The organism is Trichodesmium erythraeum IMS101 (assembly GCF_000014265.1).
Taxonomy (GTDB): Bacteria; Cyanobacteriota; Cyanobacteriia; order Cyanobacteriales; family Microcoleaceae; genus Trichodesmium; species Trichodesmium erythraeum.
The window spans coordinates 5,301,366-5,314,908 of the sequence record NC_008312.1 but is presented as its reverse complement, the minus strand read 5'-3'; the positions used below and the strand labels follow the sequence as shown (position 1 = coordinate 5,314,908).

Sequence of the window (13,543 nt, the reverse complement as noted above, 5' to 3'; positions counted from 1 at the left end):
TTAGGGAATAGGATAGGAGCGAAAAAACTTATTCCCTAGCTGCAGTTATATCAAATCTAGTAGCATCGGTATAATATAATTGCTATTGTTGAAATAGGGGATGAATTAATAGAATTCACAAATATAGGAAAAATAGAAAACGATAGCACTACCACCCCTACTAACTGGGGTTTAGACCAGGGCAAATGCATCTAATTTTTTTGACAAATGACCAAGACTAGGTTCTGAGAATGGGGTCTGTGAGACATCTTAGCTCACGCTTCACAAGCGCTATTTTCGAGTTAGCGATCAAACTCCGTTCTGCGCTATGCAATCGCGCTAGACCTTGAACGATAACTGATATGGGAGTATTTATATTTGTTCTATCTGTCTGCAATCACTTTGATTGATGAAATCAAAAGCAAATAATGTTTGAGTTTTATTCCAAACATTATAGTCTGCAATCACTTTTTTTTGAGGAGCATCAAATATTATTGTTTGACTTTTCTTGTGAAAACTAACAGTATACAATCATGTTTAAGCAATCAAAGTAAAATAAATAATATATAGTCGTTTCACTTGAGATTGAGATCAGCGTTTCTTGCTATGAAAGGATTTCATGGGAAAAATTGTTTCATTCTTAATTAAAATAACTATATCTACTACTTCACAGTAAAATAAAATCCTTCTAGGGAATATTTTTCCTTGTTTGTATTCTCTAATTTATTATGGACTGAATAAAACTTTGAGAAGGTAATTATTGTTCCATCCAGCTCTGTTTCGTTTATTTTTGATTCTGGTTTTTACAGTTTTTTCTTGATTCAATAAATTTAAAGCTATTTGCCTGATTATTGCGAAATTTTCTGGAGCATTATCCTTTCTGATTCTAGAATCATCTTCTTGGAATTGAACATCCAAAACCCAATTTAATTGGTTTTCAATTCCCCAATGACCACGAATAGCTTCAGCTAAAACTTCAGCATTATTATCTAAATTACTAATGTAATATCTTCGTATCTCTAGTTATTTCCCCATTTTTTTCAGAGCGAAAGTAATCGACGAAGCCAATTGATTTGAGATTTTTTCATTCCCCAAATGGATCGACTTCATCCACAATATTACTCATCATATAATAGTATCGACCTTCGATACGACCACGAGTTAAATCAGATATACAATAATCACTTTGTGGGCTTTTTTCTCTTTCATTTTTAAATAATTTATTTAGTAATTTTTCCACCCTTTGATAAAAATCACCTTGATTTTTTTTCAAAATAATTACATAGTCAGCATTTTTTTCTGTAATTTGTTTAACAATTTCTTTTTGACATCCCATAGCATCAATAGTCACCAAACAACCAGAAATAGATAAAACTTTGAGGAGTTTGGGAATTGCAGTAATTTCATTTGATTTATTGTCTACTTTTATTTGACCTAAAACTAGGCGATTTGCTGTTGCCCAGGCACTGACCATGTGAATGGGTTTTTAAGATTTTTTTTGGATTGCTGTAATTTTTCTGGGTCTAGACGTGCAAAAACTCGCGCAAATGTATCGTGAGATGGAATTCCATTAGGCAGTTCTAAAAAACTTTTTAGCCATTCATATTTAGATTCACCATAAGCTTCTATATCCACCCATGTATTCGCATCACAAATTACAGCACAAATCGTAATTATAATAATATCAATTAATTTATGACGTTTAGTTCTATCTACCCTTGGGTATTCTAGTTCACTAAAATACTCATAAATACTCTTTTTTGGCTTGAGTTTCATTGTTAAAAATTTTTATTATTACTATAAAAATTATACTTAAGGAAACTATAATATTCAGTTTTAAGTAGTTTTTTTTAAGTCTTAATTATGAAATTTATTTGATAGTTTTGACGGTTAAAAGTTTGGGTATTTTTTGATAGTGATTTAAAAAGCGATAGACTTCCATTGCGCTTCGCGATCGCATAGTTTCAAAGAGAAACTATCTTCTTAGTCATTTGTCAAAAAAATTAGATGCGTTTGCCATGGTCTAAACTCCAGCTACTAACACCCCTGTTACATATAACGATGAAAATATCGATCCCACCACCTAATATCATGTTCAGATGATCGCTTATAATCAAGCCAGAATCATTATTAGAAGTAATCATCCGAATATGATATAAAATATTAGAGTATGCAAGGTTCCCGGTTCCCCTATGTAATGTTTAGAATGCCATTCCCACCATATTTGCAAAAATAGCATGAGACAAGGTAAACAAAATCATAGTTAATTATTCTCATCAGCTTGTAGTAAACCCTAAGCATTACAGAAGCTACAGTAATGAAGTGAGTCTATCTTGCCTAAAAACTTCTGTCATCAGTGGATGTTCCAGTTCCAATCAGATTCATCTAATAATTCAGAAATGCAAAAAAAAATCCTGTAGAACTTATACCTTTGACCTAATTAGTAGCGGTATAAGTCCTAACAAGATAGAAATATTATCTAATCACAAAATCATCTGTTGTGAGAGCAGGAGCGCCAGTTAAAGTGGCAAACTGACCACCATCTCCAAAACCATTTGTGGTGCCATTAGCATTGTAGAACAAAGTACCATTATTAGAATTATAAACAATTATAGCGTCACTAGTAGCAGCATCACCCTTACTTTCTACAGTAGCAAACTCATCCCCAATATTTTCACCAGAAGCAGTGGTAATTTCTGTGAAAGTTTTCAAGTCAAGCAAAATCAAATCTAGATCAGGGTTAAAGTCTGTAATTTCATCTACTCCTAAGTTCGCCTGGCTAAATTTACTATTAGCAGCAAAAATAAACCGGTCAATACTTGCGTCTCCCGTTAGAATATCATTACCCGCACCACCATTGAGTCGATCGCGACCTTGACCTCCACGGAGAATATCTTCCCCCTTACCTCCTAACATCTGGTCATTACCCAGACGACCAATTAAGGTATCATCTCCATGACCACCGAAAATAGTATCATTCTCGTAACCACCATTGAGGCGATCGCGACCCTTTCCACCAATAAGACGGTCATCACCACGGTTACCTTTTATATCATCGTTGCCATCAGCACCATTAATAGTATCATTACCACCGAGACCACTGAGACTGTCATTACCACCTAGACCATTAATCTTATCATTACCCGTACCACCTATCAGGTCATCATCTCCTGGAATTCCCTGAAGAGTTTGGTTAGCAGTAAACTCATAAATAGTAGTAGTGCCACTAACTTCATTAGCAACTACTAATAATGCCTCCCCATTGGGGCTATCTTCTGGAGAGATAAACTTAAGTCCTTCTGGTCCTAAATCTCCTACCGCACTGGTCTCAACATCTGCCGTGAAATCACGGTTGTTGATATATTGTACAAAACTAGGTTCAGTGGGTTCGCTAACATCATACACCATAATTCCACCTATGCGTTCTAAACCAATAAAAGCATAGGTTTTATCGTCTAGAACTCCTGTAGTTATAGCTTCAGGTTCAGCTCCCTTATCATCGCTACGAGTATCAAGAGAATTTTCATCGTTGTCAGAATTGAAGTTATTGGGGAAGTCTTTGCCAGTAATACGTTCAAAAGCATCCCCACTATCGAACACTAAGTTGCCAGCGGCATCCCAAAGACTAAAGGAGCGACCCCCATAAGCAAAGATTTGGTCGTAGTCCCCATCACCATCAATATCCCCTTCTGTGGTTGTTACTTTCAGACGGCCTAGAGCAGCTTCATCCTTTATGGCATCAACTTCAAAAACTTCAGGATCGAGTACATATTCCTCATCTCCTACCCGTACTTCTTCTGAGAAATTATCATAATCTCTTGAGTCTCCTTCATTTGCCGTCAAATAATAGGCCTTACCATTACTCTCAAAAGAGGCAATACTATCTGGTTGAAATAACCCAAACACAGGCCAGTTACTTAGATTCAAACCATCATCTTTATCGCTAGGATCAATTTGATTACTTAGTGTTGAGAAATCAACAATACCTAGAACTACTGGTACTGGAGCAGAGTTGATAGGAATGGTACCATCTATAGGAATTTCTTCATCTAACAAACCGAAGTCATTATCATTCAATACCGCTAACCGTCCATCTGGTAGTAATGATAAACCTTCCACCTTATCTCCAGCAGTGTAACCAATGGAAGGTAAGTTAGTTACTTTAATTTTATTAACTGCTTGAATACCCACTGCTGCTAAATCATCCGCAGTTTGTTGTTCTAGAGTTTCACCCTCTGGTAAACTTGGCGCATCATCAGCAAGCAAATTAGTTGCACCTTTGAGGTCAATCTCAAAAATAAACTTTTTGGCAGTAGGATCAAAAGAGGAGTCTCTTTCTACTACAAAGAATTTACCATTGCCACCATAGACAGCATCTCCAATTTTATCAACATTGGGACTGCTACCTAAATCAGACTTTTCTAAGAGATAAACATATTCTGCTACAGCTTCTCCAGTACTTGGGTTAATACCTAACATTCGGATAACACTGGAATTGTCGGAAGTTTCGCGATCTGGATTTTGTAGAGGTGTTTGAATAAAGCTATAGAGAATACCTGCGTCTGTATCCAGGGCAATAGCTTCAAAGCCACGGTTCCGGCGACGGTTAGAATATTCTTTTGGTAGGGTTTCTGTACCAAAAGTTCCTGCTTCTGCTTCCGTTTCTGCTAGTGCTGCTGTTCCTTCAGGTACAAAACGGTTGATAAGTGAACCATCAGTATTAAAGTGGTAAATAGCAGGGCGATATTCATCTACAGTCCAGAAAGTATCGTCAGCAGGGTTGATCACAATACCTTCAAGGTCTGCACCAAAGGGGTCATAACCTAGTAAATTGCCAGATAAGTCTACTGGTTCTTCATCTACTCCTGCTATATTAGGTAAACCTGTAATGGGAGTTGTACCGTCTTCCCTGGTGAGGAGAATTTGTTCAGTTATTTCAATATCACGACTATTTTCATCTAATGTAAAACGAACAATTCTTGCTTGATAGTCTGGCAGAGCAAATGGTCTTTCATTTTCTCCATCATCATCTACATCTGTAGGTGCGCCGTTAGGTCCCCGGTCTGGTACGGTGACAAATTTTAAGTTGCCCTCTTCGTCTTCTCCTTCAAACCATAGCCCAGATAAACCACCCAGGAGAATATCTTGACTCCCTTCAGTTGTACCTAAAACTGGGAGATTGGAAAATTCAAATTGTGTTAGGTTAGGAAGACCGCGACTGTAGTCTTTGACTCCTAATGATAAAATATCTACAATAGTGGCATTGTTAATATCTAACACCGCCACAGCATTATTTTCTTGCAGAGTGACAAGAGCTGTATTGTCATCGGGAGAAACAGCAATATATTCAGGTTCTAAATCTTTAGCTGCATTTGTTTCAGGTCCGAAGATCCGCACACCACGGGAACGTAATTCTTCTTCCCGACCAATGAAAGCAGAAAAGTTAGCAGTAGAAACATTTGCTTGAGTTAAACTATTGACTCCATCAGAAATATCAATAATACTAATAGAACCTTCTGGGTCGTTAGTATAGTCATCATTAGGTTCTCCTTCATTTGCTACTAATACCTTTGTTCCATCGGAGGTAAACGTCAGCATATCTGGTAATGCACCTACGTTAACTTGTCCAAGTGTCTCACCATCAGCATTGAAGAAGACAACTGTGCCTGGGTCCTGTTTAGTGTTAGCTTCAACTGCTACTGCTACAATACCACTCTCATTAACTGCAACACTATTAGCACCTGCACCGAAAGAGGAAAGATCTATTTGATTTTCACGAGTTGGGTTGCTAGGGTCGCTAATGTCTAATACATCAATAGTAGCACTGTTAGCATTGACAACAAACACTCTTTGTGTGTTGGGGTCATGGGCGATAATTTCCGCAGCACTCTCATCAAAGAGTCCTGTTTCATAAGTACTTAATAGTTGGAGTTTTGGATCAGTCATTAATATTCTAAGTTCTTTAGTTCTATATACAAGACTTACTGTTAAGTCCCCACGCATCTAAAAATATACACTATCTTTAGAGGTTAGCGGTCCTTAGCCTATGCTAAGTTATAAGATATAGTAATTGTGCATAAGTTTTGATCTAGTTCAGGACTTAGGCAGAGCCGTCATCAAACCATAGATATACACATATATATAGTAGGGGCATAAAGCATTGGCCTTCTACAGATAGGGTAATCATCACGAAGTTTGCCTAAGTCCTGATAGCTTATAGACCGATACTATACTAGCAGCTTATGTTTAAGACAAGTTTAAGTAGATCATTAAAAAAGATACCTGCTTGTAATATATAATATAATTTAGGGTTATAAGGTACCCCTAAGACCGCAAGACGCCCACACTACATAAATTTTTACCACTTACCCTCTCATAATTTTTTCGTAATTAGCTGCATCTTAACCTTTGACTTAAGAGAAGTTAAGATAAGTTAAAAGTTAAAAGTTAAAAGTCAAAAGTTAAAAGTTTTTCTTCCTCAATTCAGCCTTAATCTTTCACTCTTCAGATAAAATTGCTATAGCTATCTCTATAATTATCACCTTTGTTTTTGTTCCTAATTTACTCCTTTTTTCCCTCCTCAAGAAACTAATCTTCTAATCCAACCATTAACAGTAAACCGACTATTTTCAAATGCTTGAGAAGGACAAATTACAGGCATTACTTCATGTCGGCAGCGGCTATTAAAAAAAACAATTGAATTATTAACAGGTGTAATAGTCTTATAATTATCATGATTTATTGCTCCACCACCTTTCAATTCAGTATCATAAATTCTCAATTCACCTCCAGAAAAAGCCTTAGGTTCTTGATAAAAATAATAAACATAAGTAATTTCTCGACTAGCAGTTTTTTCGCTACCCGCATCATTATGAATTTTGTAATAGCATCCATCATTATGTGCCGTTAGTTGCACTTCAATTTCTGATATCTCAAAAGGACGAAACTCTAGTTGAGTTAATACTTCTGGCAATATTTCTAATATTTTGCTTTGAATAAGTCCTGATAATTCAGGAAAATATTGTGAAAATAGTACATAAGATTGGCGATATTTATCTGCTTTAGTTGTTGTAGACGATTCAACATATTGCTCTTTTCTTTTGATAGCTTCCTTAATAGCTGTTTGATTATTTTCAGGCAATAAAAAATTTTTAATTTCTACATAATCAGCAGATAAAAAAAGCGGCTTAAATTTTATTTTTTCTGGTACTTGATTAAAGCCATTTCTTCCTAAACTATTTATCTGTAGTTCATTCAGTTTTTGTTGAGCTTCAGATAGTAATGTAGCTGGTGAATAATTATTTTTTTGAGACAAAAGACCAGTCATTTCTATAATTTTTAGAGCTACTGTTGCTCGTTCTTGTGTAGGAAGTTCTTGATTTTTCAGAATTTCTTCTAAAGTATCAATTGATTGGAATAGTAATTTGTTTACTCTTTCTATAGTAACAATATTATGATCATTAAAATCGTGATTTTTGTTAACTTTTGGTTCCGTGTACATAATTAAACTTGAGAATTTACTAAGGATTTGATAATACTTTACCTTGATAATTTATCTTAACAGCATTTTCCCAAGTTATAAAGTACATATAAAGTATATATATTAATAGTTCAAAAAAGTAGGTAGTAGAAAAGGTATCAGGTATCAGGTGTTAGGTATTAGGCTTAAAATTAACAAATTGATAACATCTTACTACCAAATACATTTATTTTGGCCCGTTAAATCTCAATGACTTTTTACTTCAATCATTTTCTATCTTTGCTCTCTACCACCAAACCTAAAACCACTAAACCTACTAACTATCTTTACCCTCTACCAGCAAATCTAAAACCATCAAACCACCAAACCTAGTAAACCTTAACATATAAATAATTACTAATGGTCAATTAATAATTTGGCATTCTTGGCGATCGCTCTTAAATTTAATCCCAACACAAAAATGAAAAATCCTGGCTTATTATTGCCTAAACTTAGACAAAAAAAATTAATCATACCACAAAAATTTTAGGCAAGAAGTCTATAGAAACTAGTAGAAGAAACAAGCAATAAATATTTACTCCCTCCTTTCTCCTCCCTCTTCTTTCTTCCTTAAAATCTTATATAATTTTGATTGAAATCTAAACTTTAATATCTATGTCCAAAAAACTTGTACTAATGGATCATGACGGTGCAGTAGATGATTTTCTCTCCACTCTTTTACTCATGACTATGGAAAATATTCAACCCTTAGGAGTAATTGTAACACCAGCTGACTGTTATATTGAACCCGCAATTAGTGCCACTCGAAAAATTTTAGATTTAATAGGACGTTCTGATATTCCAGTAGCAGAAAGTACAGTCCGTGGAGTTAATCCTTTTCCGGTTTTATTTAGAAGAGATTCTTTTGCAGTTGACCATTTTCCCATTTTAAATCAGAAGGAAAATATCAATACTATTTTAATTTCTGAACCTGGTCAAAATTTTATGGTAAAAGTTTTAAAATCTGCACCAGCACCCGTAACATTAATGGTAACAGGTCCTTTAACAACTGTTGCTACAGCATTAGATATTGCTCCAGAAATTGAGTCAAAAATTCAAGAAATTGTCTGGATGGGTGGTGCATTAAATGTACCAGGAAATGTCAGTAAAGACATGGAACCAGGTCAAGATATGTCTGCTGAATGGAATGCCTATTGGGACCCGTTTGCTATTGAAAGAGTTTGGCAAACTCAAATTCCTATTGTACTTTGCTCATTAGATATTACTAATAATGTTCCCCTAACTTCTGAATTTTCTCACAAATTAAGTAAGCAAAGAAAGTATCCTATTTCTGATTTTGCCGGACAATGTTATGCATTAGCAATCTCTCAAGACTATTATTTTTGGGATGTTTTAGCAACTTCTTACTTAGCACATCCAGAATTTTATCAACTTCAAGAATGGGAAACTGTAGTTATTACAAAAGGTCTCAGTCAAGGCCGGATAAAAGTAGAAAATGGTGGGCGGAAAATTATGGCAATGGAAACGGTCGATAAAGAGAGATTTTACACTTATATTCTTCAACAATGGGCGCGGTAGAACTAATTAATAGTTAATAATTAAACTTACCTTCAGACATTGTTGAACAAATTTAATAAATTATTTATAGCAAATTTTTGATTAATCCTGTATGACACTACAAACAAAGTGTTAGAACATTGATATAGTTAAAATTCTGTATAACTTATAATCAATAATTTGAACCTGGCTTAACTTAAGCTGATAACTCAATACTTAAAGCTTAAAGCTATATAATACTTTAAAGGTAATTAAAATATGAACTCTGAACTTTTTGAAACTAGTCGTTTATTAGATCTAATGCCTGCTTCTGGTCGCATGATGACAAAAATAGTCGGAAAACCAGAGCAAACTACAATTATTCAAACAACGTTTCCCGTACCTTGGAAAAATAATCGGGTCATATATTTAAACTTTGATTTATGGATGAATTTACCCAAAGCACAAAGAGATTTAGTTATGTTACGAACTGTAAGTTGGTTATGTGAAATTCAATGGTTTAAACCTAACATAAATCAAGGTATTTTTGGAGTAGGGTTAGTAGGAATATTTTCTCAATTAACAGAAGCAGACGTGTTTGGGCTCTTAGTTGCTAGTAGTCTAACCACAATTGGTTTAATGAGAATTTGGCAAAGAAACCATAGCACAAAAACAGAACTAGCAGCAGATGAAATGGCAGTTCGAGTAGCAACTAGACGGGGTTATGAAGCACCATTAGCAGCTAATCATTTATTACACGGAATGGAAAATGTTGCTAAACTTGAAGGGCGCAATAGTTTTAATTTCACTGAATTAATTAGGTATCAAAACTTAAAAGCGATCGCTGGTTTATCTCCAGTAGGAATACCAGAAAAAGTCAGGAAAGAATAATTTTTCAAAGGAACAAGATGCTCCCAATTCACTAGGGAGCCTCATAAAGATAGGTTTTGACACGGATAATAGGGTAAGACAAGGTAGACCGGCAAAGCAAATAGACAAAAAACCAGAAACAGGAAAAATTATACCAATTGAATAAATGTTTGTCTGACTTTATCAGTATAAGACTCACCTCTAATGCTCCCATGAGCAGGAGCATCTAAAAAAATCATCGCCCTTAGTATAACGATCACCCTGACTTACCTTCTAGTTAAAACCTCTGATCATTTAACTTGACCCTTTCCCCATAATTTAACAACATCTCCAAAGCTGTCAAACGATTTTGCCAAGTCTGAACTTGATAAGCATTTTGCCTAGCATGATCACTCATATTACTTCTAAATTTTAACTGGAATTTCCTCAGCTTTCTCTTAGCAATATTAAAATTACTATGATCAGGACTATCAGCCAAATTTTCCAAAGCTGTTGCTAACTCCCCTACCTCATTACCCCAACTCTCAAGCTGAAGCTCCCTCAGGAAAAGTTGCTCATTTCCCAACAAAAAACTCCATTCTTTTTTCAAAGCTTGAAAACGATCTGCAGCAGCAATAAATGGTTGACGGTAAGGAATTACACCCTCCACAACTTTAGCTGTTTTACCAAAAGTATTTAATGAAGCTCTTCTAGTATTATCCATTTCTACCCCACCTTGAGTACGAGTTAAAAATCCATGGAAACCACCAGTAATTCTTTCCGCCGCAAAAATAATATAACCCCCAGTAGGTAAATCTCGAGCTGCTTGAATTTGGTCTACTGCTACAATTTCAGGAATATTCAAAAGCTTAACCGCCGGCGTTATCAAAGTACTACCTAACACTCCAGTATTTGTCAGCGGTTGAGTTATTCGCTGAAAACGATTTGTATCTAAAGCGTAAGTCATAGGAGTCAACAAATCAATATCCTCATTCATAACCCAACTTTCCCAGTCTTGCTGAATTTGATCAAAGCGTTGATGACGAGGAAAAGGAAACACCGCTACCGAAAAAATTAACCTTGGATACTTCTTTTTGAGAAAACTAGAAGTATTAGCAACAAAACTATTAACTTGGTTAATCTTAAACTCAGTCCACCTCCACAAATTCTGGCGATCCCGTGACGAAATCTTCATCGGATCTATCCCATACAACTGCCGAAACTGATTACGCGCTATTGTACTATAACCATAAGAAAAATTCCGTTCAGGATTTTGAAAAGGATAGCGAATATAGTCAAGGTGAATCCCATCAACCTCATACCGACTAGCAATTTCATCTATTATATTCAGCAAATATTGCCTCACCTCAGGATTCGCAGGATCCATATAAACCTTGCCATCTAAAGGATGTCTTTTGCGACCCCTTTTATCAGTCATCACCCAACTAGGATGAGCCGAAATTACCGGACCCAAATAACTATCTCCTTGACCAAGAGCCTGGTTATGAGCTTTGTTCCCCACTGCAAACGCCCAAATCCAAGGGTGTAACTCCATATTCCTTTCGTGGGCTAACTTCACCGCCGCCTTCAGAGGATCCCAAGAAGTTGTCAAAGGATTTTGTCTTGGAGCAACATTACTAGGATAAATCGTATAACCAGCATTAATGGTTTCAAAGAAAACAGTATTAATACCAGCAGCAGCAAGTCGGTTAAATACCCCAGCCAAACCTCTTTCAGACCTCGCCCTCACAATTGTTCCCCGGTCTAACCAAACAGCTCGAATCTCAGCTCCCGCTCTTTGACCATCAGTCGGGTAGTTATTCCACAACATTTGCCTTGCTTGTAGCCATTGGTTTCTCGCAGCAGCGTATTGTTTAGCTTTTACCTGTTGGGGAAAATTTTGAATTACCTGACGCACTTTAACAATAACTTGTTGACCACCCCTAATTTTTTGATTTCTTTGAGCAATAAACCTAGCATTGCCAGTACTCGCAGCCAACAAACTCACATCATCTGCTGCCAGATCAACTTTTACATTTGCAGATTTAGCTGCTATCAATGCGCTTTCAAATCTACCAAGGAGATTATTTAATTCCTCTAACATGGCATAAGCTTTCGCCCTGCTAATTGGATAATTTCCTTGTCGAATATCTAAACCAGGAGATGCTGATCCTGATGAAGGGTCTCTTTGAGCACTTGGTACTTCTATTGGTGGTAGAGACCTGAGTAAGCGCATTATAGGATGACGGCGAGAAGATGATGCCCTTGTTTTTGTTTCTTCTTGAGTCCGGTTCCAAATACTCCCCCTATTATTATTTTGTAGAGTAGAGTTAGTACTTGAGTCAATAACTTGATCTTTCTCACCAACAACTTCACTAGCCTGATTTTGTTCTTCTTTTTCTTGTTGGAGCCTTTGCCAAATATTCCTACCTCTATTATTAGTAGTCTCTGTAGTTGAATTTTCAGACTCACTAACAGCAGTATCTTTCCCACCAACAATTTCACTTTCAGGAACCGTTGTTATTTTTGATCCTAAATTACTATTTTGGCTACCTAATTCTTCCCTTGCTTGAATCAAATTTTCTGGTTCGTTTTCAGTACCGCTCTTCTTTTCCTGCCTTCTCAGCCAAATATTATCTTCATTTACAATTGAATTTTCAGCTATAGGAGCAGTTGGATTTATATTTGAATTTTCCCCAGTATTTACAGAATTCCTTTTAGGTTGAACTCTAACTGGACTCACACTTTCCTTCCTTGAACTCGGCGAAGGGTTACTTCTTGGGTGAATTTTTACCGGGTTGGAGTTATTAGCATCAGATACACTCCGTCTATTATTTTCTAAAGAAAAAATATTATTATTTCTGGCACTAAATTCTGGTTGACCTTGATAACGATTCAAAATAGCCTGCAACCAAATACTATCCACAGCAGCAGATTCAGTATTTCCCCAATGCCAACCCAAATAAGTAACTTGAGGAGTAATTACTACTGCTGAAGAACCAGAAGTTCCCTTCCAAGTAGCTGCAGTTGTGCTATTTAAACCGGCTGGAATTAATATTCCACCTGTGACTGTACCTACATTATTGGTTTTTGGTGCCCAATTTGTAGATTTTGTACAAGTTAGATCTAAACAACGATATTTGGGTTCTGGTATTGTCGGTTGACTTAGAGGAAAAGCCCAGTAAGAACCAAGTAGCGATCGCAACTTTTGCCTTACTCCTAACTGAGATTTTTGACCTATTTGACCACTAGCTATTAATTTTCCTCCACCCTTCACCCACTCTTCAATAATTTGTACTTGAGGTTCAGTTAAAACTTCAATATTTGGTAAAAAGATCACCCTTACCCCAGATAGCTCATCTACTGTTTTTATTTGTCTTAAATCAATTGGTTCATAACTAATACCGAGAGCATCTATTCGTCTAATAACTTGATTCCATTCATCTGTATTCTGGAAGTCTCGAATTATCCCTAATAAAACACTAGCTCTACCAGCTTTTGGTAACAGTACCATTAAACTTAGTAATGCACCTAACAAACTTGGTAGAAGTAGTAAATTTTTTTTAGACAAAGCTTTTTTTTGTTTTTGTTGATTCATGACTCCTCACTATGATATTAAATTCAATTAACAACTAAATATTAAAAACTATTAATAATTCTCGTAATTTCTAGTTGTCTCCTTTAACTGACCTTTTCTCA

The 13,543-nt window shown here is 35.9% G+C and carries 5 protein-coding genes and 1 pseudogene; 2 read left to right on the top strand and 4 right to left on the bottom strand.

What is annotated here, in order from left to right:
* Nucleotides 1-705: 705 nt before the first annotated feature.
* The 3 genes and pseudogenes from TERY_RS28420 to TERY_RS16630 all read right to left on the bottom strand — a co-directional run bounded on the left by TERY_RS28420 (nt 706) and on the right by TERY_RS16630 (nt 7,480).
* Nucleotides 706-1,755: pseudogene (locus TERY_RS28420) on the bottom strand (ISAs1 family transposase).
* 699 nt (nt 1,756-2,454) lie between these two features.
* The gene (locus tag TERY_RS16635) at nt 2,455-5,925 is read right to left on the bottom strand and encodes a choice-of-anchor I family protein (RefSeq protein WP_155994465.1); all 3,471 of its coding nucleotides are present in this window, start codon (nt 5,923-5,925) and stop codon (nt 2,455-2,457) included.
* Between the two features lie 634 nt (nt 5,926-6,559).
* Entirely contained in the window at nt 6,560-7,480 is a 921-nt protein-coding gene (locus TERY_RS16630) for a 2OG-Fe(II) oxygenase (protein WP_011612899.1), read from the bottom strand.
* Between the two features lie 633 nt (nt 7,481-8,113).
* Here TERY_RS16630 and TERY_RS16625 point away from each other — a divergent pair.
* Both TERY_RS16625 and TERY_RS16620 read left to right on the top strand, forming a co-directional pair.
* Nucleotides 8,114-9,037, top strand: a complete 924-nt coding sequence (locus TERY_RS16625) for a nucleoside hydrolase (RefSeq protein ID WP_011612898.1) — start codon at nt 8,114-8,116, stop codon at nt 9,035-9,037.
* 237 nt (nt 9,038-9,274) lie between these two features.
* Nucleotides 9,275-9,886 carry a DUF3318 domain-containing protein gene (locus TERY_RS16620; RefSeq protein ID WP_011612897.1) on the top strand — a complete coding sequence of 204 codons (612 nt, stop codon included), beginning with the start codon at nt 9,275-9,277 and terminating at the stop codon, nt 9,884-9,886.
* A 256-nt stretch (nt 9,887-10,142) separates the two neighbouring features.
* On the opposite strand, the gene TERY_RS16615 is transcribed toward TERY_RS16620, so the two are convergent.
* Complete coding sequence (locus tag TERY_RS16615; RefSeq protein WP_011612896.1) at nt 10,143-13,442, bottom strand: family 10 glycosylhydrolase; 3,300 nt, start codon at nt 13,440-13,442, stop codon at nt 10,143-10,145.
* Nucleotides 13,443-13,543 lie beyond the last annotated feature (101 nt).

Excerpts from the sequence above, each read along its gene's own strand:
- TERY_RS16630 (WP_011612899.1), bottom strand. The coding sequence starts at position 7,480 with ATGTACACGGAACCAAAAGTTAACAAAAATCACGATTTTAATGATCAT.
- TERY_RS16620 (WP_011612897.1), top strand. The coding sequence starts at position 9,275 with ATGAACTCTGAACTTTTTGAAACTAGTCGTTTATTAGATCTAATGCCT.
- TERY_RS16635 (WP_155994465.1), bottom strand. The coding sequence starts at position 5,925 with ATGACTGATCCAAAACTCCAACTATTAAGTACTTATGAAACAGGACTC.
- TERY_RS16625 (WP_011612898.1), top strand. The coding sequence starts at position 8,114 with ATGTCCAAAAAACTTGTACTAATGGATCATGACGGTGCAGTAGATGAT.
- TERY_RS16615 (WP_011612896.1), bottom strand. The coding sequence starts at position 13,442 with ATGAATCAACAAAAACAAAAAAAAGCTTTGTCTAAAAAAAATTTACTA.